We start from the raw sequence: 22,923 nt of genomic DNA, 5'->3' as shown, positions 1-22,923 counted from the left end.
GACCGTCGCCGAGCCGGAACCGGCTGAATACGTCAAGATCTGCGACGTGTACGGCTCGGGCTACTTCTATATCCCCGGCACCGAGACCTGCCTGCGCATCGGCGGCTATGTCCGTTACGACATCGGCCTCGGAGACGTCGGCTCGTTCGACGGAGCGAAGAACGTCGACCACCAGGACGGCGACATCCACAGCACCTGGTACAAGAACACCCGCTTCACGCTGAAAACGTGGACGGGCCAGGAGACCGAGCTCGGCACGTTGAAGACCTACACCGAGACCCGCTTCAACTTCGGCAACAACAATCGCGGCGCCTCCGTTTCACGCACCGGTGGTGGCGCCATCACCGGCTTCACCGACAATCCCGCGGGCAACAAAGGCGTCACCCTAAACTTCGCCTGGATCCAGCTCGGTGGTCTCCGCGTCGGTAAGGACGAATCGGCCTTCGACACGTTCGTCGGCTATGCCGGCAACGTCATCCAGGATACGCTGGTTCCCTATGGCGACTTCGACACCAACGTCGTCCAGTACTACTTCGACGCCGGCAACGGCTTCTCGGCCGTGGTCTCGCTCGAAGAAGGCGAAGGCACTGTCGGCACCATCGACAGCTATGTTCCGCACGTCGTCGGCGGCGTGAAGTGGACGCAAGGCTGGGGCGCCATCACCGGCGTCGTGGCCTACGATAGCAACTACGAGGAAATCGCCGGCAAGGTCCGCTTGGACGTGAATGTCACCAATGAACTGTCGCTGTTCGGCATGTTCGGCTACGGCAGCGACAACAATCTGAGCGACCCGACCAACGTCATCGACGCCCGTGGTCGCGGCTTCTACAAGATCTGGGGCGGCAACTGGGCATTCTGGGCCGGCGGCACCTACAAGTTCAACGAGAAGACCTCGTTCAACCTCCAGGTGTCGGGTGACGAGGACAAGAACTACGGCGTGGCGGCGAACGTCGCCTACGACATCGTTCCCGGCTTCACGGTCACCGCCGAAGTCGACTACGATCACTTTGGCAAGTTTGACCAGTGGAACGCCAATCCCACCTCGACCGTCAACTTCACCGGTGCGGACAAGAAGAACAGCGTCGGCGGCCTGCTCCGCTTCCAGCGTTCGTTCTAACAGGCATTGCCTGATCGAAATCGATAACCCGGCGGGCAACCGCCGGGTTTTTCTTTCTCCCTTCCAGCACCCCGGCACCGTTTGCACAAAGCGCTGCATTCGGCGCGATCGCCGGAATTGCACGCGCTATTAGGAGGCTTGGGCCCGAGCAATCAGCGGATGGAGTGCTATGACTCGACGCGAATTGCTACTGATCAAACCTCAGCTAGATCTCCCAACGCGTCGATCAGCGGCTGGATCTCGCTCTCGTAGTTCTTCCATCGCTTGACGGATGACTTATAAATCGGCTGGCGAACCTGCCAAAGGCTGTAAGTATTTACCGAGCGATCCTTGTCAAAAAAGCGCAGGCAGGCATCGTCCCAAGGCAGCCCGAGATAATCGATGAGGCGTCGCGACTGCGCCTCTTGGTTTTCAATCAAAGTCTCGTAACGGTTTTCGAATATGCGACCCGGAAAAACCTTGTTCCAATGCCGCATCAGGCGGTCATACTCTCTGTAGTAAAGTCCTAATGTCCGAAGATCAGCGCTGTAGCTGTGCGCTTCATTGAACTGCAGGACAAAGCATGAGACGCAATTGTCGATGGCATCGCGCCGGCAATGAATGATGCGCGCGTTCGGAAAGAGGATGCCGATCAGCCCGATCAGTTCGAAATTGTGGGGCATCTTGTCGACGATTCGATGCGAATCGGGAGCCCGCTCGCGCAGATAGGCAAGATGCTCTGCTGCTAGCGTCTTGGTCAGTTCGGGGGTAATCGTCGCGATCGATTTGCCGAGGTCTGAGTCGGAGTTGCCTTTGAGACCGATCCCATTGGCCATTCGGCTGAGCTTGCTGAGCTCGCCGGCACCGTGAACACCAGGATGGCTGGCACAGATCTGCTCGGTCAGCGTCGTACCCGAGCGAGGCATGCCGACAACGAATACAGGCACCTCCGAGGGATTGCCATGAGCGGCCATTGAAGCCACCAGCTCCGGTGTGAAGGTTTCGATCATGACATCGACCCAGCGACGGTAGTTTTCCAGATCGAATTTATGGCCCCCGGCTTGATTTCCCTTCTTGAAGTGATCCATCGCCTCCCTGTAGCGACGGAGGTCGTTAAGCAGCTTCCCTGCAGCGTGATGGAGTGCCGCCGCTCCTTCCGCTCCATGGGCCGGGTCTCGAAGCTCCGCTAGAATTGCCGCGAGCTCCGGCGGCTCTTCCGTGAATTTACGCGTCTGCACCAATGCACTGTAGGCAGCCGGTACCGCGATCCGCCGCTCTATCGCCTCTTTCAAATGAACCGCGGCTTCGTCCATACGGCCGAGGCTTGCGAGCGCGCGGGGCAACCCCAACCGGGCCAGAGGATGATCCCGGTCGATCTTGAGCGCCTTCTCAAAGAGCGGCAGCGCCATTTCTCCCTTGTCAAATGAGTTGTAGGCATCGCCCAAGGCGCAAAGAGCTTCCACCAGGTCAGGCTTCAACGCCAAGGCCTGCTGAATGTGCCTGATTGCCGGCGTAAATTCGCTGAGCTTCAGATAGGTTTCGCCAAGGCTAAGGTGGTAGTAGGGATTCCGTGGCTCCTCTGCGACCGCCCGCGCGAAATACCGCAAGGCCTTCTCGTTGTCGTATCCGAGTCCGAGAGTTCCCAGGATATAGAATGCCAGCGGATGGTTTGGCGTTCTTGCCAGAACCTTGAGACAGAGTTCCTCGGCCTCCGGCAATTGCTCGGCTTTTTGCAGCTCGAGCGCCCGTCGCAACAGCATATCGTCCGCATGCGCTCGCGATGGACCGGCCTGCGTCTTGGCTTTCGGCAGCGCAGCGTTCGGCGGCAGCGCCTTAGCCGAGGGTTGCGTCTTGAGATGCTTTGCCCAAGCGGACGGCAATCGGTTGCTCATCCTGCCTCGCTAGCAAAAGCGGCAGGCAGAATCCAGCGATACGTCGTCCGCATCGAATTCGGAGGCCAACGGCAGACGTCCGCCGCTGGGTTCACCAGACCCATGCGAGCGGCAAACCTCTCAAGAGCTGACGCCGGATGCCGGTCAAGCCAGCTGATTTCAGCTTGTCGCCCAACTTGCACCCACCCCTCGCCCACGCTAGCAAGAAGACCCTTTCTCAACCGAGCTCTTTGCCATGCGCCAGCGCCCTTCCCTCACGTCCATCATCGGTGCGCTCCCTACCACGGTGCCGTTCGTCGGGCCGGAGGCGCAGGAGCGCGAGCGCGGGCGGCCTTTCCGCGCCCGCATCGGCGCCAATGAAAGCAGTTTCGGGCCTTCGCCGCGCGTCATCGCGCGCATGAAGAGCGTCGCCCGCGACCAGTGGATGTATTGCGACCCCGACAATTACGAACTGAAGGTGGCGGCCGCCGCGCATCACGGCGTGGCGATCGAAAACGTGGTCGTGGGCGAAGGCATCGACGGCCTGCTCGGCCTGGTGGCGCGCATGTATGTCGGCCCCGGCGACGCAGTGGTCACCTCGCTCGGCGCCTATCCCACCTTCAACTTCCACATTGCCGGCGTCGGCGGCCGCCTGGTGACGGTCCCCTATGCCGATGACAGGGAGGACCTGGACGGGCTTCTCGCCAAGGTCGCGAGCGAAAAAGCGCCGCTGGTCTATCTCTCCAATCCCGACAATCCGATGGGAAGCTGGTGGGAAGCGTCCGACGTCATCCGCTTCATCGAGGCGCTGCCGGAAACCACCATGCTGGTGCTGGACGAGGCCTATGGCGAGCTGGGACCGGCCTCGGCGCTGCCGGCGATCGACGTCGCGCGGCCGAACGTCATCCGCATGCGCACCTTCTCGAAGGCCTACGGCCTGGCCGGCATACGCTGCGGCTACGCCGTGGCTGAGGCGGAGGTGATCCGCGACTTCGAGAAGATCCGCAACCATTACGGCGTCAGCCGCATGGCGCAGATCGCCGGCCTCGAGGCAATTGCCGACCAGGACTACCTGCGCTCGGTGGTGGCGCGCGTGGCGGCAGGCCGCGAGCGCATTTCGGCCATCGCCAGGCAGAACGATCTCAAGCCGTTGCCGTCGGCGACCAATTTCGTCACCATCGACTGCGGCCGCGACGGCAGCTTCGCGCTGAAAGTGATGCAGAACCTTTTGTCGCGCGACGTGTTCATCCGCAAGCCGATGGCGCCAGTGCTCGACCGCTGCATCCGGGTCAGCGTCGGCCTCGATCATGAGCTCGACATCTTCGCCGAGGAGCTGCCGGGTGCGCTGGCGGCGGCGCGGGGGAACTGACCGAGTTCCCTGTTGCCTTTGCCCTTTGCTGTGCCAGATTCCGCCAAGTGCAACGCGGAGCACAGGCAATGCAAGGCGAACATAGAATAGTTCGGGCGCGCGTTTCCGGTACGGTGCAAGGTGTGAGCTACCGCGTCTGGACGCGCGGCGAAGCGATGCGTCTCGGGCTGACGGGTTGGGTGCGCAACGAGCGTGACGGTTCGGTCGCCGCGCTGATTGCCGGCGCCGATGCCGCTGTCACTGCGATGATCGAACGCCTGTGGCAAGGGCCGCGAGGCGCGCTCGTCTCAAAGGTCGAGATCGAGGAAGCGGCCGACGACGCGCCGATGGATTTCAGGATCATCGTCTAAGCCAGTATCTTCCCCTCAAGGAGGAGGTCAAAAGACTTGAATTAATTGAACGTTCGTTTTATTAATCTCGTCGGAGGCGATCATGGCGCGCACCACAGGTTCCGACGGGGAAAGGACTGAGGCGGCCGTCCGCGAGGCGGCGGTCGGCCTGATCGCCCGCCTCGGCTACGAGGCGATGTCGATGCGGCAGCTGGCGGCGGAGGTCGGCGTGCAGGCGGCCGCGCTCTATCGCTACTTCCCGACCAAAGAAGATCTGCTTTTCACCTTGATGCGAGAGCATATGGAAGGTCTGCTCAAGGCTTGGGAAGCGGCGCGACCGGCGAGCGCCGATCCGGTCACCCGGCTTGCAGCCTATGTCGAGAACCACATCGCGTTCCACATCGAGCGGCGCCACGCCACCCATGTCTCCAACATGGAGTTGCGCAGCCTCTCGCATGAAAGGCTGACGCAGATCCTCAAGATGCGCACGGCCTATGAAAAGGAACTGCGCACGATCCTGCGCGACGGCACTGAGGCCGGCGCTTTCGAGATCGACGATACAGGCCTGACCGCCATGGCGCTGATCCAGATGATGACCGGCGTCATCGTCTGGTTCCGTCCAGGCGAACGACTGTCGGTCGCTGAAGTCACGGCATCATATCTTTCGATGACAATGCGCCTGGTCGGCGCGACAATCAGCCATGGCACCGCGCGTCCGTACGGACGCGCCGCCGTGGCACTCTGATTGAGGCATGATCCCCGCGAAGACCGGGGCGTGCGCAGGAGGAACGGCATGTACACGAATACGCTCAGCTTCGGACTGGATCCCGACATCGAGGCGCTGCGCGATACCGTGCGGCGCTTCGCCCAGGACAGGATCGCGCCGGTCGCGGCGGAGATCGACCGCTCCAACGAGTTTCCGACGCATCTGTGGGCCGAACTCGGCGCGCTCGGCCTGCTCGGCATCACCGCCGATCCGGACTTCGGTGGCAGCGGCATGGGCTATCTCGCGCATGTCGTCGCGATGGAGGAGATTTCGCGCGCGTCCGGCTCGGTTGGCCTCTCCTACGGCGCGCACTCGAACCTCTGCGTCAACCAGATCAACCGGTGGGCCACGGCGGCGCAGAAGAAGAAGTATCTCCCGTCCCTCTGCTCGGGCGAAACGGTCGGCGCGCTGGCAATGTCAGAACCGGGCGCCGGCTCGGACGTGGTTTCGCTCAGGCTGCGCGCCGAAAAGCGCAACGACCGCTATGTGCTCAACGGCTCGAAAATGTGGATCACCAACGGCCCGGACGCCGGAACGATGGTGGTCTATGCAAAGACCGATCCGGAACGCCATGCGCGCGGCATCACCGCTTTCATCGTCGAAAGGCCGATGGCCGGCTTTTCGGTGGCGCAAAAGCTGGACAAGCTCGGCATGCGCGGCTCCAACACCGGCGAGCTGGTGTTCGAGGATGTCGAGGTGCCGTTCGAGAATGTGCTGCATGAGGAAGGGCGCGGCGTCGAGGTGCTGATGTCGGGGCTCGACTATGAACGCGCGGTGCTGTCCGGCGGCCCGATCGGGCTGATGGCGGCCTGCCTCGACGTCGTTGTGCCCTACGTGCATGAGCGCAAGCAGTTCGGCCAGCCGATCGGTACGTTCCAGCTGGTGCAGGGCAAGCTCGCCGACATGTACTCGACGATGAATGCCGCGCGGGCATACGTCTATGCGGTGGCCGCCGCCTGCGACCGCGGCGAGACCTCGCGCAAGGACGCCGCCGGCTGTGTGCTGTTCGCCGCCGAGAAAGCGACGCAGATGGCGCTCGACGCCATCCAGCTGCTCGGCGGCAACGGCTACATCAACGATTACCCGACCGGGCGGCTGCTGCGCGACGCCAAGCTCTACGAGATCGGCGCCGGCACCAGCGAGATTCGCCGCTGGCTGATCGGCCGCGAGATCATGGCGGAGGGGGTGTGAGCTACGTCAAAATGCCAAGACCGCCAAAACATCTCTGGGCAATAGCACGAGCAGCTGTCATGTCTATGTCACTGTCCGGATTTGTAGTGACGGCGCATTCTGACGCACTGGCGTTCAAGGATACCGCGGCGCTGCGAGCTGAAGTCATCTCGAGACTCAAGGGAGATAGGCGCGTCAAGCAGGCTACTCCTGATCCTGCGGATCCGGCTCGGCTCAGCGTAACCAGAGTGAGCCCGGGTAAGGACCAGAAACTTCAAGTAGACGTCACCAACCTCCTTGGCCGCCTTCGCGAACTGCCCGCCGATGAAGCCGAAGCCGAGATCCAGCGTTTCTTGAATGTTCTTGTCCTAACCGATACCGAAGGCGGCTTCGAAGCCGATCGCTTAATTGCGAACATTCGACCTCGCGAGCACCTGGATGGTCTCCAAGGCGACGCAACGCCCGGCAAAGATCCTCTCTACGAGAATCTCGCTGGCGATGTCGTAATCCTCTACCAGATCGATGCAGAGGAGTCGCTTGCCAGCGTGCCGATTTCCGAGGTCGGAGGCCGTTCCCTGGCCCAGCTTCGTCAGCTTGCTCTGAAAAATATCGACAAGCAGATTCCGCAGGTCAGGCAAGAAAAAATTCGGGAGGGAATATTCATCTTCACCGTGGAAGGTGATGAGGCCATCTCGCCCGCCCTTCTGCTGACCGACAAATTCTGGGCTCTGCTTGAGCCTCAGTTTCCTAATGGCGTGTTCATAGCCATTCCACGACGCGATGCAATTTTTGTCTTCGATCAGCGTCTGCCCAAAGCGGTTCAGATAGCCCGCACCTTGATCACCAAGGTTTTTCGAGACGAGCCTGATCTTCTGTCTGAATATGTCTTCGAGCGGCGAGACGGCACATTGCAAGTCGTGGCCGAGCAATAGGAATCGACCATGGCCGTATTGCAAACCCAAATCTCCTCCTCCTCCGACACCTTCCGCGCCAATGCGGAGCGCATGCGCGCGCTGGTCGCCGACATCGCCGAGAAGGCGGCAAGCATCGAGCGCGGCGGCTCCGATGAGGCCCGCGAACGGCACGTCTCACGCGGCAAGCTTTTGCCGCGCGAGCGGCTGGCGCAGCTGCTCGACACCGGCTCGCCCTTCCTCGAGGTCGGCCAGTTCGCGGCTTGGTCGATGTATGGCGAGGACATTCCGTCGGCCGGCATCATCACCGGCGTCGGCCGCGTCGAAGGCCGGGAAGTGATGATCGTCGTCAACGACGCTACGGTGAAGGGCGGCACCTATTATCCGCTGACGGTGAAGAAGCATCTCAGGGCGCAGGAGATCGCGCTGCAGAACAACCTGCCCTGCGTCTATCTGGTCGACAGCGGCGGCGCCAATCTGCCGAACCAAGACGAGGTCTTCCCCGACCGCGAGCATTTCGGCCGCATCTTCTACAACCAGGCCAACATGTCGGCGGCCGGCATCCCGCAGATCGCCTGCGTGATGGGTTCCTGCACGGCGGGCGGCGCCTATGTGCCGGCGATGTCGGACGAGACGATCATGGTGCGCAACCAGGCGACCATTTTTCTCGGCGGCCCGCCGCTGGTGAAGGCCGCGACCGGAGAGGATGTCAGCGCCGAGGAACTCGGCGGCGCCGATGTGCACACCAGGCTTTCCGGCGTCGCCGACCACTACGCCATGGACGACGAGCACGCCTTGGCCATTTGCCGGCGCATCATCCGGAACCTGAATCGGAACAAGGCCCTAAGCCTGAATTTGCAGAAACCGATTCAACCGCTCTACGATCCGCAGGAACTCTATGGCATCGTGCCGACGGATCTGCGCCAGCCCTATGACGTGCGTGAGGTGATTGCCCGGCTCATCGACGGTTCGGAGTTCGACGAGTTCAAGCAAAACTACGGCACGACGTTGGTCACCGGCTTTGCCCATCTGCACGGGATGCCGGTCGGCATCATCGGCAACAACGGCGTGCTGTTTTCCGAAAGCGCGCTCAAGGGCGCTCATTTCATCGAGCTCTGCTGCCAGCGCGGCATCCCGCTGATCTTCCTGCAGAACATCACCGGCTTCATGGTCGGGCGCAAATACGAAGCCAGCGGCATCGCCAAGGACGGCGCCAAGCTGGTGATGGCGGTCGCCACCGCGAAGGTGCCGAAGCTCACGGTGATCATCGGCGGCTCGTTCGGCGCCGGCAATTACGGCATGTGCGGCCGCGCCTATTCTCCCCGCTTCCTATGGATGTGGCCCAACGCGCGAATCTCCGTGATGGGCGGAGAGCAGGCGGCCACCGTGCTTGCCATGGTCAAGCGCGAGGGCATCGAGCGCAAGGGCGGTGAATGGAGCGCCGAGGAGGAGGCGAAGTTCAGGAAGCCGATCCTGATGAAATACGAGCATGAAGGCCACCCGCTCTATTCCTCGGCCAGACTCTGGGACGACGGTATCATCGATCCGGCCAAGACCCGCGCCGTGCTGGCGCTCAGCCTCTCGGCGGCGCTCAATGCCGGGATCGAGGAGACGAAATTCGGCGTGTTCAGGATGTGACGATGGGTGCTCTCGGCGACAGAATCCGCATCCACACCGGCGACATCACCAAGCTCGCGGTCGACGCCATCGTCAATGCCGCCAATTCCTCGCTGCTCGGAGGCGGCGGCGTGGATGGCGCCATCCATCGCGCGGCCGGGCCGGAGCTGGTCGCCGAATGCCGCACGCTTCACGGCTGCAAGACCGGCGACGCCAAGCTCACCAAAGGCTATCGCCTGCCGGCGCGCTATGTCATCCACACTGTCGGGCCGGTCTGGCAAGGCGGCGGCAAGGGCGAAGCCGAGCTGCTCGCCTCCTGTTACCGGCGCTCGCTCGAGATCGCGCGAGGCCAGGATTGCCGGACGGTGGCATTTCCGGCGATCTCGACCGGCATCTACGGCTATCCGAAAGACCAGGCTACGGAGATCGCCGTCGGCACCGTAAGCGCCTTCCTGCGGGAAAACGCGGTGCCGGACGTCGTTACTTTCTGCTGCTTCGATGAGCAGACGGCAGAGGTTTACCGGCGAACCGTTGCTGATAGCGGTGAAGGCTGAACTTATGGGCCAACGGATTCCTCAATACAGGCAAATGCGAATTTCCAGACGCCTGCTGGCGCAGGCGAAAGATATTCGCTATTCCTCATCTTGCATTGGGCAAATGGGGTTGGGTGAAAATGATCTTGAAATATTGTCGGAAGGCGATTGTCTCGATACTTGCAGGATTTCTAATATTTTCCGTACCGGCCGCCGAGGCCGAATCACTGGCAGGCAAGATCGGCGACAAACGGTTTGCTCCGAATTTGTCGCTGGATCCAAAGGAAGCCTGCTACAAAGCCTATCTCGCCTACCAAGCGGCAAGCGGGCATTCGGCCTATGCGACGACGTTCTATTCGCGCGTCGTCGATCTTTACATCATCTGCGGCGCGAAACTCAACGCGCCGACCCAGAAGGCGGCAGAAGAGATCGCCTTGCGCAACTGCCAATACGGCCTGAGAAAGTGGAAGGTCAGAACCGCGAGCGGCGGCTGCGCCATCGCCGCTTCGAAATAGGCCGGCGCCTGCAGGACTGGTGCCGCCCGAAGCAAAACCGGGAGGCTCCATGTTCGGCAAGATCCTGATCGCCAATCGCGGCGAGATCGCCTGTCGCGTCATCAGAACCGCCCGCAGGCTCGGTGTGCGCACGGTCGCCGTCTATTCCGACGCGGATGCCCGCGCACTCCATGTCGAGATGGCCGACGAGGCGGTGCATATCGGCCCCTCGCCCGTCGGCGAAAGCTATCTGCGCGGCGACAGGATCGTGGCGGCGGCACTCGCCACCGGCGCCGAGGCCATCCATCCCGGCTACGGCTTCCTGTCGGAAAACCCCGACTTCGTCGACCGGGTGGCCGCGGCAGGCCTCGTCTTCATCGGTCCGTCCGCCGGCTCGATCCACGCCATGGGGTTGAAGGACGCCGCCAAGCGGCTGATGGAAAAGGCCGGCGTGCCGGTGGTGCCCGGCTATCACGGTGAAGCGCAGGAGATCGTGCTGCTTGCCTCCAAGGCGCGCGAGATCGGCTACCCCGTTCTGATCAAGGCGCGCGCCGGCGGCGGCGGCAAGGGCATGCGGCGCGTCGACCACCCCGACGATTTCTCCGAAGCACTGTCAGGCGCGCGGCGCGAAGCGAAAGCGGCGTTCGGCGACGATCGCGTGCTGGTGGAAAAATATGTCGACAAGCCGCGCCATATCGAAGTGCAGGTGTTCGGCGACAATTTCGGCAATGCGGTTCATCTTTTCGAACGCGACTGCTCGGCACAGCGCCGCCACCAGAAGGTCATCGAGGAGGCGCCCGCCCCCGGCATGACGCCTGCGCTGCGCAAGGTGATGACGGAGGCGGCCGTGAAGGCCGCCAAGGCGATCAATTATTCGGGCGCCGGCACGATCGAGTTCATCGTCGATGCCTCCCAGGGGCTCAAGGCCGACCGATTTTGGTTCATGGAGATGAACACACGGCTGCAGGTCGAGCACCCGGTCACCGAGATGGTGACCGGCGTCGATCTTGTCGAATGGCAGCTGCGCGTCGCGTCCGGCGAAGAGCTCCCTAAGACGCAGGATGAAATCACTCTATCGGGCCATGCTTTCGAGGCGCGCCTCTATGCCGAGGACGCTGCCAAAGGCTTTCTGCCGGCGACCGGCACCCTACATCACCTCAAATTCCCCGATGTCGCGCCGGAAGGCGCTCAGATGCGCATCGAGACCGGCGTGCGCGCCGGCGATGCGATCTCGCCTTTCTACGATCCGATGATCGCCAAGCTGGTCGTGCACGGCAAGAACAGGGCCTCGGCGCTCAATGCCCTGCGCGAGATGCTGGCGCGGACCGAGGTGGCCGGCTCGACCGTCAACACCGCCTTCCTGGCGGCGCTCGCCGCCGATGCCGATTTCGCGGCCGGCGATGTCGATACCGGGTTGATCGGCCGACACCAGGAGGCGCTCACCGCCATTCCCGCGCCGAGCCACGAGACGATCGCAGCTGCCGCGCTTGCCGCGACGGATGCCGGCGTGACTGGTCCCGCCGCCGATCCTTGGTCCACGCTTTCAGGCTATGCGCATTTCCACACGCTCGCGCGCCGCATCCGCCTGCGCCATGGCGAGGAGAACATCCTGGCCAGGGTTTCGGCGCGGCCGGACGGCCGCTTCCAGGTAGCGCTGGAGGCGCCGCACGACGCGGTCAATACGCATGATCTGAGGACCATGCCGCATGCCGCCCGCTGGCCCGGCCACGTCACAGTCTTCGAAGGCGCGATCGGCTACACGTTCACGGTTCCAGATCCGCTGGCCAAGGCTGACGAGGCGGGAGCCGCCGCAGGCAGCCTGCGCGCGCCGATGCCGGGACTGGTCAAGCTGGTGCGCGCCGCGGCAGGCGATGCCGTGATCAAGGGCCAGCCGCTTCTGATCCTCGAGGCGATGAAGATGGAGCACACAATCATCGCGCCGCATGACGGAGTGATCGCCGAGATCGCGGCCGAGGGCGCGCAGGTCAGCGACGGCACGGTGCTGGTCCGTTTCGCGGACGTGCAGGGCTGAGACGCCAGGTCACCTTGGGGACAAACTGGCTGGGGTGGCGGCACAGCGCCAGCTTCGCTTGACGAGCAAAGCTAAACGAAAATGGCCGGGGCGAGCCCGGCCATTTCCTAGATTGCACAACCGACTTACGGCTTGATCGGCGCGTATTTGCCGTCGTGCCACTGGTTGATGTCGTAGCTGGCGTTCTTTAGGTCGCCCTTCTCATCGAAGACGACGTCGCCGACCACGGTGCTGATCGGCTTGCCGTCCTTGAGCGCCTCGGCGACCTTGGCCGGATCGTCGGTGCCGGCGCGCTTGACGCCTTCGGCCACAGCCTGGATCACGGCATAGGAGAACAGCGTGAAGCCTTCAGGTGTGAAGCCGCCGGCCTTGATCTTGGCGACCGCGTCCTTCGCTTCGGGCTTGGCCTGTGGGTCAGACGGAAACACGAACAGGGTGCCTTCACCGGCCGGGCCGGCGACCTGCCAGAATTCCGGCGATGCGATCGAGTCCGGCATGATCAGCTGGAACTTGACATTCTGCTCGGCCGCCTGCCTCAGGATGAGGCCCGCCTCGGGGTGGTAGCCGCCGAAATAGACGACGTCGGCCTTAAGCCCCTTCAGCTTGGTGACGAGGGCCGAATAATCCTTCTCGCCGGCATTGATGCCTTCATAGTCGACGTCCTTGAGGCCGCCGGCATTCATCGTCGCCTTCACGGCGTCGGCAACGCCTTGGCCGTAGGCGCTCTTGTCGTGCAGGATCACGACGTTCTTGCCGGCATATTTCTTGGCGATCCACGGACCGATGAAGGCGCCCTGCGCGTCGTCACGCGTGTAAAGGCGCATGATGGTCGGCCAGCCGGCCTTGGCGGCGGCGTCGGTCAGCACCGGGTTGGACGAGGCGGGGCTCATCATCAGCGTGCCGGCTTCGGCATAGACGGCCGAGGCCGGAATGCTCGAGCCCGAGCAGGCATGGCCGTCGACGAACTTGACGCCGTTGGCGACGATGCGGTTGGCCACCGAAACCGCCTGCTTCGGATCGCACTGGTCGTCCTCGATGTCGAGTTTGATCTTCGAGCCGTTGACGCCGCCGGCAGCATTGATGGCGTCGGCCGCAGCCTGCGCACCCTGCTTGAACTGGTCACCGATGGTGGCGAGCTGACCGGTCATCGGGCCGACCACCGAAATGGTGATGTCGTCGGCGAAGGCAACCGGGGCGCTCATCATCAGGCCAAATACGGCCGCGCTCAAAATACCCAATTTTTTCATGATATAAGAACTCCTCCACTTGAGCGCGGCGGCATGACCGCGCTTCTTCCACAGAGCCGGGACAATTTCACCCTTCGCGGAAACTGTCGAGAGGACAATTCGGAAGGTTTTGGTTCATTTCGGCCGGGATTGCTTGGGCCACGCGCATGATTACCACGCGTAATGCAAAAAGCCGTGCCGGCCTTGTTTCGGTCGGTCACGGCTTTTGCAGTCGAGGTCCCCAGACGCCCCCGCGCCTGAAACCCGCTCGCTTCCCTGTTTTGTCGCACGGCTTGAGGTTCGTTGACCTGCCGCGTTCTTGATCTTTTCATCCGGCCGTCTGATCGCGGCCTTGTCCTCCCGAATTTTCAGGCGCTGCCCGCAGGATCAGTGCATCGTCATCCATTCGCGGGCTTCGCGCAGCGCCGTGGCGATCTCGACCTTCGACATGGTGATCGACAGTTCCGAACGCAGCTCGGCGGCGCGGACAGAACCCTTGATCGCGGCGATGTTGAACCATTTGTGGGCGGCAACGACGTCGGTCTCGCAATCGCGGCCGGTCGCATACATCATGCCCAGTTCGAAAAGAATGTCGGCCTGGGCGGTTGCCCCCATGGCGCCGAAGCCGTCTTCAAGCATTTCAAAACGTGCCATTTCAATCCCCTGTCTGGCTCCCGAGAGCTGCCTCCTTTTCCCCCGGTGTCCCTCGGGGCGGGCCGCTCTTTCGATGCTTTCGAGGATGCCCGGCTGGCTTTGAATCCGTCGTTAAATGACTTGCTTAATTTGAGGAAAACAAAGCTAAAACAAGAGGTAAACGCGAAAAACTGTTAAGCATGGGAATCCAGCGTTTCCGCCATTTTGCATCAAATTCGATGAAAATTGCCGCAAGCGGAATCAAGACTTCGCTAACCACGGAAACCGAAGCGTTTTTCCGGCCGCGTTTATTTCCAGCCATCGGCGCGGCGAAAATCCCTGCAACCTTACCCGGCGGCACCGCTTTTGTTTTGGCGGGAGCTGGATTAGCTTCCGTCAGCGTAAGGGGCAGATGGGCGGATCGAAGCCACCGCAATCCATTGGGAGGACACTATGTTTCGAAAGATGAGCCTGGCCCTTGCGGCCACCTTGATCATGGCGGGTGCGGCGTGGGCTGACCCGATCGAAGGCAGTTGGAAGACGCAGTCCGGCGAGACGGCGACGATCGGCGGCGGCGGCTCGTTCTCCATCACGCTCAAGACCGGCAAATATGCGGGCAAGACGATCGGCTCGCTGAAGGCGACCGGCGACAACAAATATGCCGGCAACGTCACCGACCCGGCGAACGACAAGACCTATTCCGGCAAGGCGACCCTTACAGGCACAACGCTCAAGATGAGCGGCTGCGTGCTCGGCGGCCTGATCTGCAAGAGCCAGACCTGGCACAAGCTCTGATCGCAAACTCCAGATGATCCGAACGGGGCCCGAACGGCCCCGTTTTCTTTTGGCGCGTCAACGCTCCGTCGGACCGACGGCGCGTCACCGGCGCCCGTTCAAACCCTCGTCCATCAATTTGAACCGCAGATGAATACCGGTCTCAGAACCGGTTCAGAGGCCGTCAGGCATTTTCTCCCGCATTGAAGGAGAGAGAAATGCTTGCCCGTCGCTTCACCATCGTCTGCCTGCTGATGAGCCTGTTCGGCATGCTCTTCGCCATTCTGGTGGCGGAGGCCGGTCATTCGGCCCGCTCGTGGGAACGGCCGGTGCCTGCGTTGTCGGCGTCGTGAACCAATTCAAGCGCTGAAGCGACCAAGCTGAAAATCAGGTTGAAACGTGGACACCACCAAATGAACCGCATCGCTGCCATCGCAACCAATGCCCTTCGGCTTCTGCCGCGGGCGACGCTCATCCTGATCCTGCTGGCCGCCCCGGTGCTGGCGGTGCCGATGATGCGGGCCGACACGAGCCACAGGATCGAGGCGCCGGCGCACAAGAACACCACCGTGGGCTTTGTGCTGCTGATCAGCCTGCAGCGCGGGTAACGCCATCGAAGAAAAACGACGCTTGCGGCCGCTTGACGCTCACCTCACCCCTCCCAACCGCTCTTCCAAATCTCTATATTGGGCCATGGAAAAGCGAATCTATCCCCAAGCCATCGAATCTGTCGTCATGCCGGAGCCTTTCGGCAAGCAGGACTTCCATGACGCCAAGAAGGCTGTCGCGGCGCTGCAGGCGCTCTACGACCGCAACACCAAATTCCTGCGCGATTCCTTCGCAGCGCTTGCCGCAGGCGGTGACGAGAGCAAGCGCTACCGGGCCTTCTATCCGCAGATCGGCGTTACCACGACCTCGTTCAGCCAGGTCGACTCCCGCCAGGCCTATGGCCATATGCCGACGCCCGGCCATTTCGCCACCACCATCACCCAGCCGCAACTGTTCGAGCGCTATCTCATCGAGCAGCTTCGGCTGATCATGCGCAATCACGGCGTGACGGTGACGGTGTCGGAATCGACCACGCCGATCCCGCTGCATTTCGCCTTCCTGGAAGGCACCTATGTCGACGGCGCGGCCGCCGAGCGCATCAAGCGGCCGATCCGCGATCTGTTCGACGTGCCGGACCTCGACGGAACCGACGACCAGATCGCCAACGGCACCTTCGAGGTGGCGTTCGGCGAGCCAAGGCCCTTGGCGCCGTTCACCGCGCAGCGCATCGACTATTCGCTGCACCGCATGACGCATTACACGGCGACCAGCCCGCAGCATTTCCAGAATTTCGTGCTGTTCACCAACTACCAGTTCTACATCGACGAATTCGTCGCGCGCGCCCGCGAATTGATGGCCGATGGCGACAGCGGCTATGTCGAGTTCGTTGAACCTGGCAATGTTATGACCCGGAACGGAGCGACGGCTTCGCAGGGAACGCCGCCCCAGCGCCTGCCGCAGATGCCGGCCTATCACCTGAAGAAGCCCGGCCATGGCGGCATCACCATGGTGAATATCGGCGTCGGCCCGTCCAACGCCAAGACGATCACCGACCATATCGCGGTGCTGAGACCGCATGCCTGGGTTATGCTCGGCCATTGTGCGGGCCTGCGCAACACGCAAGCGCTAGGCGACTATGTGCTGGCACATGCCTATGTGCGCGAGGACCATGTGCTGGACGACGACCTGCCGGTCTGGGTGCCGATCCCGCCGCTGGCCGAGATCCAGGTGGCGCTGCAGGAAGCGGTCGCCGAAGTCACCGGCTTATCCGGCTACGATCTCAAGCGCATCATGCGCACCGGCACCGTCGCCACCATCGACAACCGCAATTGGGAGCTGCGCGACCAGCGTGGGCCGGTGCAGCGCCTGTCGCAGTCGCGCGCCATCGCGCTCGACATGGAATCGGCGACCATCGCCGCCAACGGCTTCCGCTTCCGCGTGCCTTACGGGACGCTGCTATGCGTCTCCGACAAGCCGCTGCATGGCGAGTTGAAGCTGCCTGGCATGGCGACCGAGTTCTATAAACGCCAGGTGGCGCAGCATCTGACCATCGGCATCAAAGCCATGGAGAAGCTCGCCGAAATGCCGATGGAGCGGCTGCATTCGCGCAAGCTCAGAAGTTTTTCCGAGACGGCGTTCCAGTAGCCACGTGCCGGCCAGCCATCGGCAAGGCAATCCGTCGTCTTGCTTGGGCCGCAATTTGGCCGATAAGCAGTCCGGATGAAAGGCTGGACAGTCGGAGCAGATGACTAAGGGCGGTGCGCGCTTGAGCATGATGGCTCAGCTGACATTCCTGGCGATGATGGCATGCTCGGCTGCGCTCTTGGCTGGGTTCTTCGGCGCGCTGCATCCGGCCTTCGATTCCTTCTCGCATTTCCGCATGCATCTGGGCGTGCTGACGGGCTTGCTCGCGCTGGCCCTGCTTGCCGGTCCCTACCGGCTGCAGGCCGTCGCGGCGCTGGTCTTCGCCATTATCTGCTTAGCCACGACGACGAGCGCGCTGCCCAGATTGTCGACGCAGCAGGCGGTCGCAAAACCGGCCGACCGGATCGTCTACAGCCTGCTGCAGATGAACCTGCGCTTCAACAATCCGACGCCGAAGAAGGTGCTGTCGCTGATCGGCAGGACCAATCCGGACGTCATCACGCTCGACGAAGTGTCCGGCATGTGGGCGAAGGAGCTCGGCTATATTGCCGGCGCCTACCCCTACCGCATCCTGTGCGACTATCCCAATGGTATATTCGGCGTCGCGCTGCTCTCGCGCCGTCCCTTCGCCGCCGGCACCGCGCCGCGTTGCGAGCCGCGCGGCGCGATGGCCACCGCCACGATCGATTTCAACGGCGTTCCGGTCGACGTCGCAGCGATCCATCTCAGCTGGCCATGGCCGAAGGAGCAGTACTGGCAGATCGGCGAGCTGGCGGAACCGCTGGCCGGGCTCGGCGAGACCGCGATCATGGCCGGCGATTGCAATGCCGTGCCGTGGAGCGCGGCGGTGCGGCGGGTGGCGCGAATGAGCGGCATGACGCTGATGCCGTCGGCCGGTCCGACCTGGATCCACCGCACGCTGCCCGACGTCCTGCGCCGCTATGCGGGTCTGCCGATCGACCAGGTGTTCAGCAAGGGCGGGGTGACGATCCTGTCGTCGGCCCGGATGGAGGACACCGGCTCCGACCATCTGCCGGTGCTGGTCGAATTCACGCTGCCGACCGACAGCAACGCGCCCGAGGACGAGCACAAGTCGGCGCTGGCGGCGAACGATGCGCCGGCCAAGCCGCGTAGCTGAGGTCCGCTTGATAGGCGAACGGGCTGGGGTTTTCAGTTCTTCCCCATCAATGCATTGACCAGTTTTTCGACATGGCCGCCGTCGCGGTGCTCGCGCGCGTCGAAGGCATTCTGCCTGGCCTCGTAGTCGGCATAGATCGTGTCGATGCGGCGTCTGGCGTCCCAGCGAAGACCGGTGCAGAACCAGTTATCCGGCCGCTCGAGCCCAGCAAGCGCCGTCTCGGTCGCCCGCATCATCTGCTTGGCGATGCGGCCGTGGGTGTGCTCATGTTGGCGCACGCCGGCCATGAAACGGTCCCAGCGCCTGCGAAGGACCGGGCCTGACGGCGACGTGCGGCGCGGAAACGTGTAAGTGAGGTCGATCGTGCCGTCGGCCCGGCGTAGCCGGCAGATGCCATTGTCCCGTTTCACGTCGAGATCCCAATGAACGGCATAGCTGGTCTCCGCGATAGCGCGCGTGGCATGGCCGTGCCGCGGCCCGAGGCCATCCATCGCCTCGATCAGTTCAGCGCCGGTCCTGCCGGCGACATTGTAGGTGCGCACATGTACGGTCAGCTTGGTGCCGGCGGAGGCAGTCCCGCAAAAAAGCACGCCGGCAGCAGCTAAAATCGCCAGGCTGATGCGCCGCATGTCCGCCTCCTTGTTTGGAGACGAAGCAGACCACACTCGGCGCCCGGCTTCAACGGTCTCTGCCGATAAGGCGCGGCTCACATGCCTCGTAAACCCGACCTTCACCGGCCTGTTGGAGCGGCGGCCGAGACGGCCCGGCCGGAGCGGCTCACAGGCCCTGGTAGACCGGCCCCTCACCGCCTTGTGGCGGCACCCAGTTGATGTTCTGGTTCGGATCCTTGATGTCGCAGGTCTTGCAGTGCACGCAGTTCTGCGCGTTGATGACGAAGCGCACGTCTTTGGCCGACGGATCGGCGGCGGCGTTGCCGTCCTTGTCCACCCATTCATAAACGCCGGCCGGGCAGTAGCGGGTCGAGGGACCGGCAAAGACGTCGTGCTCGGAACGCTGCTGCAGCGCCATGTCGCCGACGATCAGGTGCACCGGCTCGTTTTCCTCATGGTTGGTGTTCGACAGGAACACCGAGGAGAGCCGGTCGAAGGTCAAGACACCATCCGGCTTCGGATAGACGATCTTCTGATGCTGGGCGGCCGGCTCGAGCGTCGCATAGTCGGCCTTGCCGTGCTTCAGCGTGCCGAAAGGCGAGAAGCCGAACAGCGTGTTCAGCCACATGTCCAGCCCGCCGATGCCGACGCCGACGATGGTGCCGAAGCGCGACCACAGCGGCTTGACGTTGCGGACCTTCTTCAGGTCCTTGCCGATGTCGCTGCCGCGCCAGGCTTCTTCGTAGGACGCAAGCTCGTCATTGGCGCGGCCGCCGGCGATCGCCTCGGCCACATGCTCGGCCGCCAGCATGCCGGACAGCACCGCGTTGTGCGAGCCCTTGATGCGCGGCACGTTGACGAAGCCGGCCGCGCAGCCCATCAGCACGCCGCCGGGGAAGGACAGTTTCGGTACCGACTGCCAGCCGCCCTCGGTGATGGCGCGCGCGCCATAGCCGATGCGCTTGGCGCCCCCGAAAGTGCCGGCGATCGCCGGATGAGTCTTGAAGCGCTGGAACTCCTCGAAGGGCGACAGATAGGGGTTCTTGTAGTTCAGGTGGACGACGAAGCCGACCGCCACCTGGTTGTCCTCGAGATGGTAGAGGAAAGAGCCACCGCCGGTCTTCATGTCGAGCGGCCAGCCGAAGGAATGCTGCACCAGACCCGGCTTGTGGTTCTCCGGCTTGACCTGCCAGAGCTCCTTGAGGCCGATGCCATATTTGCCGGGTTCGCGGCCTTCGGAAAGTTTGTATTTGGCGATGAGCTGCTTGGCCAAAGAGCCGCGCGCGCCTTCGCCGATCAGCACATATTTGCCCATCAGCGCCATGCCGGGCGCGTAAGCCGGGCCATGCGTGCCGTCCTTCTCGACGCCCATGTCGCCGGTGATGACGCCGGTGACGGCGCCGGCCTCGTTGTAGACGAGGCTTGCCGCGGCAAAACCCGGATAGATCTCGACGCCCAGCGCCTCCGCCTTGGTCGCCAGCCAGCGGCAGACATTGCCGAGCGAGACGATGTAGTTGCCGTGGTTGTTCATCAGCGGCGGCATCAGGAAGTTCGGCAGGCGGAAGGAGCCGGCGGGGCCGAGCACCAGGAAATGGTCCTCCGTCACCGGTGTCTTGAAGGGATGATCGCTCTCCTCGCGCCAGCCCGGCAGCAGCCGGTCGATGCCGATCGGATCGACGACGGCGCCGGAGAGGATATGGGCGCCGACCTCGCCGCCCTTCTCCAGGACGACCACGGAGAGGTCCGGGTTGAGCTGCTTCAGACGGATCGCGGCGGCAAGGCCGGCGGGACCGGCGCCGACGATCACCACGTCGAATTCCATGCTTTCGCGTTCGATATCGCTCATCGACCCCTCTATAGCTTGCCGCATTCTCGCATTGTGCTGGCTCATGCGCTGCATAGCGCATCAATTCGCGACGCGAAACCGGCGCTGACATGACAATGCCGATTTCGACAAAAAGTCGCGGTTTTCCCTGCGAAAAGGCAGCAGCGGAGACCATGGCCAAGCATAGGCCAGCGCCACTTGGTTGACAGGCCAGGCGGCGACGGCATGTTTTTAATTGTTCGACGGCTTGGTTATCGGCGATACTTCGCGTCATGCGCAGTCCAGAGCCAGCCGGCTTTCCATCGAAGCGCTTACTCTTCACGCCAGGCGCGACCTGGCGCGCGGTTCTTCCGCTCCTCTTTTTGACCCTGCCGGCGGAAGCCGATCCGGTGAAGGTCTGGACGACCGGCGCCTATTCCTTCTCCGACGAGCTGGGCGGCTTCCGCATCACCGGCGCCTCCGGCATCGGCACCAAGGAAGACCCGCTGATCATCAAGGAAGAGCTCAACACGGCAACGCCGGTGACGCTGACCATCCGCGCGACCAAGCCGATCGAGCCCTTCGGCAAGGCCGGCCAGGTCGCCAACGGCGTGATGTATATGCGCATCGACGTGCTCAACAACAGCGCGCTGCCCTGGGTGGAGTTCCAGTTCGAGCTGCAGGAGATCCTCGACCAGCCAAGCGTGTTCGGCGACGGCCTGTCCTTCGACCAGCGCAACAAGACGCCCGACAACATCTGGTCGAGCAACTTCGCCGATTTCGAGCGCAAGTTCGAACCTTACGACCAGCTGCTGTTCAAGAACGGCAAGGTCGACCCGCTGAAGACGGCGACCTTCGATTTCCTGATCACCGACTACACGCCGCGCTGGACGTTTTATATCGTGCAGGATCCCCGCATACCCACTGGGTGAAAGCATATCGATATTCAGGTGATGCCGGCCTGCAAATGGCGGTTTCCTGCGCTTCCGGTGCTCACGTACGAAAAGTACGCTCCGCTCCGGTTCTCGGAAACCACCATTTTCGACTCGGCGTGACCTGAATCTCGACATGCTCCAATACAGGCGAACGTGGCTTAACCTTGCAAATCGGCGCCGCGCGGACAATGGTGGCGCCATGACTGCCGCCTCCCCCGACACACCAGCCGAGATCGCCGAACTGCTCGCCTTCTATGCCAGCGCCGGCGTCGACGACGCGCTCGAAGACGCGCCGATCAACCGGTTTGCCGAAGCAGCGGCGAAGTCGGCCGAACGCAGGGCCGCCGAGCGCGCGCCAGCCGCGCCGCCCCGCGAAGCCGCGCCCGAAAGCCGAACGGCACCCGAGCAGGCCCCGGCACGAGCTGAGAACCCGCCAGCGCCCTTATCCGGCCTCGACGCCGCCAATATTCCGGATGCACCCGCCCGGGTACCGGCGGCCGCGGCCGTTCCCGACGAGGCACAAGCGGCTGCGGCGCGCCAGCTTGCCGCAAGCGCCTCAACGCTCGAGGAACTGCGCCAGCACATGGCTGCCTTCGACGGCTGCAACCTCAAATTCACGGCCAAAAACCTGGTCTTCGCCGACGGCAACCCGAACGCCGACCTGATGCTGGTCGGCGAGGCGCCGGGCCGCGACGAGGACCTCGAAGGCCTGCCCTTTGTCGGCCGCTCCGGCCGGCTGCTCGACCGCATGCTGGCCGCGATCGGCCTCGACCGCGGTTCGGCCTATATCGCCAACGTCATTCCGTGGCGGCCTCCGGGCAACCGCACGCCGACGCCGCACGAGACCGAAATCTGCCGGCCCTTCATCGAAAGGCAGATCGAGCTGGTCAATCCCAAGGTGCTGATCAATCTCGGCGGCCCATCGGCCAAGACGCTGCTCAACACGACCGAGGGGATTCTGCGCCTGCGCGGCAACTGGCGGGTGCACACGACCGCATCGGGCATAGCCATTCCGGCGATGCCGACGCTGCACCCGGCCTATCTGCTCAGGACGCCGGCGCACAAGAAGCTGGCCTGGCGGGACTTTCTCGAGGTGAAGGCGAAGTTGAAGGGGCTGGCGTGAGCGCCCTTCCCTTCTCCCCCTGCGGGAGAAGGTGGATCGGCGCGCAGCGCCGAGACGGATGAGGGGTGTTCCAGCTTGGCAACGGCTTTCGACTGTCGTGCCAGATTCCCGGCGCCTTAATTCGTCCAGCACCCCTCATCCGTCGCCTTCGGCGACACCTTCTCCCACAAGGGGCCTGTTGCGTAATTGGCTGGTTGTGATTCCCTGAGAAGGAAGCTCGGAGGGAATCGCAATGGCGGTGAAGCAGACGGGGCAGTTGAGCCTGGCGGAAGCATTTCTGGGCCAGAAGCTTGCAGGT

23 protein-coding genes are annotated in these 22,923 nt (G+C 63.0%); 17 read left to right on the top strand and 6 right to left on the bottom strand.

Annotation, left to right across the window (positions count from 1 at the left end; translation table 11 throughout):
* Positions 1-1,117: porin (locus tag O7A05_RS32290; protein WP_337097386.1), on the top strand; the 1,117-nt coding region annotated here is incomplete at its 5' end.
* A gap of 194 nt (positions 1,118-1,311) precedes the next feature.
* Here O7A05_RS32290 and O7A05_RS32285 read toward each other — a convergent pair.
* Positions 1,312-2,988 (bottom strand): tetratricopeptide repeat-containing sulfotransferase family protein, encoded by a 1,677-nt coding sequence (locus tag O7A05_RS32285; RefSeq protein ID WP_337097385.1) that lies wholly within the window; start codon positions 2,986-2,988, stop codon positions 1,312-1,314.
* A 235-nt stretch (positions 2,989-3,223) separates the two neighbouring features.
* Between O7A05_RS32285 and O7A05_RS32280 the strand changes: the two genes are divergently transcribed.
* The 9 genes from O7A05_RS32280 to O7A05_RS32240 all read left to right on the top strand — a co-directional run bounded on the left by O7A05_RS32280 (position 3,224) and on the right by O7A05_RS32240 (position 12,188).
* Positions 3,224-4,336, top strand: coding sequence for a pyridoxal phosphate-dependent aminotransferase (locus tag O7A05_RS32280; RefSeq protein ID WP_337097384.1), 1,113 nt, complete (start codon positions 3,224-3,226; stop codon positions 4,334-4,336).
* 68 nt (positions 4,337-4,404) lie between these two features.
* On the top strand, positions 4,405-4,686 hold the full coding sequence (locus O7A05_RS32275) for an acylphosphatase (RefSeq protein WP_337097383.1): 282 nt from the start codon (positions 4,405-4,407) through the stop codon (positions 4,684-4,686).
* Between the two features lie 82 nt (positions 4,687-4,768).
* A complete protein-coding gene (locus O7A05_RS32270) occupies positions 4,769-5,410 on the top strand; it encodes a TetR/AcrR family transcriptional regulator (protein WP_337097382.1) in 642 nt (213 codons plus the stop codon).
* 48 nt (positions 5,411-5,458) lie between these two features.
* Positions 5,459-6,622 (top strand): isovaleryl-CoA dehydrogenase, encoded by a 1,164-nt coding sequence (locus O7A05_RS32265; RefSeq protein ID WP_337097381.1) that lies wholly within the window; start codon positions 5,459-5,461, stop codon positions 6,620-6,622.
* A gap of 59 nt (positions 6,623-6,681) precedes the next feature.
* Entirely contained in the window at positions 6,682-7,533 is an 852-nt protein-coding gene (locus tag O7A05_RS32260; RefSeq protein ID WP_337097380.1) for a DUF1444 domain-containing protein, read from the top strand.
* Between the two features lie 9 nt (positions 7,534-7,542).
* The gene (locus tag O7A05_RS32255; protein WP_337097378.1) at positions 7,543-9,150 is read left to right on the top strand and encodes a carboxyl transferase domain-containing protein; all 1,608 of its coding nucleotides are present in this window, start codon (positions 7,543-7,545) and stop codon (positions 9,148-9,150) included.
* A 2-nt stretch (positions 9,151-9,152) separates the two neighbouring features.
* Positions 9,153-9,683 (top strand): O-acetyl-ADP-ribose deacetylase, encoded by a 531-nt coding sequence (locus O7A05_RS32250; protein ID WP_337097377.1) that lies wholly within the window; start codon positions 9,153-9,155, stop codon positions 9,681-9,683.
* Positions 9,684-9,802: 119 nt separating this feature from the next.
* Entirely contained in the window at positions 9,803-10,177 is a 375-nt protein-coding gene (locus tag O7A05_RS32245) for a hypothetical protein (RefSeq protein ID WP_337097375.1), read from the top strand.
* Positions 10,178-10,226: 49 nt separating this feature from the next.
* A complete protein-coding gene (locus O7A05_RS32240; RefSeq protein WP_337097374.1) occupies positions 10,227-12,188 on the top strand; it encodes an acetyl/propionyl/methylcrotonyl-CoA carboxylase subunit alpha in 1,962 nt (653 codons plus the stop codon).
* A gap of 125 nt (positions 12,189-12,313) precedes the next feature.
* Here O7A05_RS32240 and O7A05_RS32235 read toward each other — a convergent pair whose 3' ends face one another.
* The 3 genes from O7A05_RS32235 to O7A05_RS32225 form a co-directional block, all read right to left on the bottom strand.
* Entirely contained in the window at positions 12,314-13,435 is a 1,122-nt protein-coding gene (locus O7A05_RS32235) for an ABC transporter substrate-binding protein (RefSeq protein WP_337097373.1), read from the bottom strand.
* 366 nt (positions 13,436-13,801) lie between these two features.
* On the bottom strand, positions 13,802-14,068 hold the full coding sequence (locus tag O7A05_RS32230) for a sel1 repeat family protein (protein WP_337097371.1): 267 nt from the start codon (positions 14,066-14,068) through the stop codon (positions 13,802-13,804).
* A gap of 124 nt (positions 14,069-14,192) precedes the next feature.
* Complete coding sequence (locus O7A05_RS32225) at positions 14,193-14,408, bottom strand: hypothetical protein (RefSeq protein WP_337097370.1); 216 nt, start codon at positions 14,406-14,408, stop codon at positions 14,193-14,195.
* A gap of 92 nt (positions 14,409-14,500) precedes the next feature.
* Here O7A05_RS32225 and O7A05_RS32220 point away from each other — a divergent pair, with 92 nt between their 5' ends.
* The 5 genes from O7A05_RS32220 to O7A05_RS32200 all read left to right on the top strand — a co-directional run bounded on the left by O7A05_RS32220 (position 14,501) and on the right by O7A05_RS32200 (position 18,152).
* Entirely contained in the window at positions 14,501-14,842 is a 342-nt protein-coding gene (locus O7A05_RS32220; RefSeq protein ID WP_337097369.1) for a DUF2147 domain-containing protein, read from the top strand.
* A gap of 197 nt (positions 14,843-15,039) precedes the next feature.
* Positions 15,040-15,174: a hypothetical protein gene (locus O7A05_RS32215; RefSeq protein WP_337097367.1), complete on the top strand. Its 135-nt coding sequence runs from the start codon at positions 15,040-15,042 to the stop codon at positions 15,172-15,174.
* 60 nt (positions 15,175-15,234) lie between these two features.
* Positions 15,235-15,429, top strand: coding sequence for a hypothetical protein (locus O7A05_RS32210; protein WP_337097366.1), 195 nt, complete (start codon positions 15,235-15,237; stop codon positions 15,427-15,429).
* A gap of 127 nt (positions 15,430-15,556) precedes the next feature.
* Positions 15,557-17,014, top strand: a complete 1,458-nt coding sequence (locus O7A05_RS32205; protein ID WP_337097365.1) for an AMP nucleosidase — start codon at positions 15,557-15,559, stop codon at positions 17,012-17,014.
* Between the two features lie 127 nt (positions 17,015-17,141).
* Complete coding sequence (locus O7A05_RS32200) at positions 17,142-18,152, top strand: endonuclease/exonuclease/phosphatase family protein (protein WP_337097387.1); 1,011 nt, start codon at positions 17,142-17,144, stop codon at positions 18,150-18,152.
* A 32-nt stretch (positions 18,153-18,184) separates the two neighbouring features.
* Here the strand turns inward: O7A05_RS32200 and O7A05_RS32195 are convergent, their stop codons facing one another.
* Together O7A05_RS32195 and O7A05_RS32190 are read right to left on the bottom strand one after the other, a co-directional pair.
* Positions 18,185-18,781: a DUF922 domain-containing protein gene (locus O7A05_RS32195; RefSeq protein ID WP_337097363.1), complete on the bottom strand. Its 597-nt coding sequence runs from the start codon at positions 18,779-18,781 to the stop codon at positions 18,185-18,187.
* 148 nt (positions 18,782-18,929) lie between these two features.
* Positions 18,930-20,633, bottom strand: a complete 1,704-nt coding sequence (locus O7A05_RS32190) for an electron transfer flavoprotein-ubiquinone oxidoreductase (protein WP_337097362.1) — start codon at positions 20,631-20,633, stop codon at positions 18,930-18,932.
* A 227-nt stretch (positions 20,634-20,860) separates the two neighbouring features.
* Between O7A05_RS32190 and O7A05_RS32185 the strand changes: the two genes are divergently transcribed.
* Both O7A05_RS32185 and O7A05_RS32180 read left to right on the top strand, forming a co-directional pair.
* A complete protein-coding gene (locus O7A05_RS32185) occupies positions 20,861-21,499 on the top strand; it encodes a hypothetical protein (protein ID WP_337097360.1) in 639 nt (212 codons plus the stop codon).
* A gap of 202 nt (positions 21,500-21,701) precedes the next feature.
* A complete protein-coding gene (locus O7A05_RS32180; protein WP_337097359.1) occupies positions 21,702-22,625 on the top strand; it encodes a uracil-DNA glycosylase in 924 nt (307 codons plus the stop codon).
* The last annotated feature ends 298 nt before the right edge of the window (positions 22,626-22,923 follow it).

This window comes from Mesorhizobium argentiipisi (SeqCode) (genome assembly GCF_037179585.1).
Taxonomy (GTDB): Bacteria; Pseudomonadota; Alphaproteobacteria; order Rhizobiales; family Rhizobiaceae; genus Mesorhizobium; species Mesorhizobium argentiipisi.
Note: the sequence above shows the minus strand (reverse complement) of the source record. Positions and strands in the feature narration are given on the sequence as shown.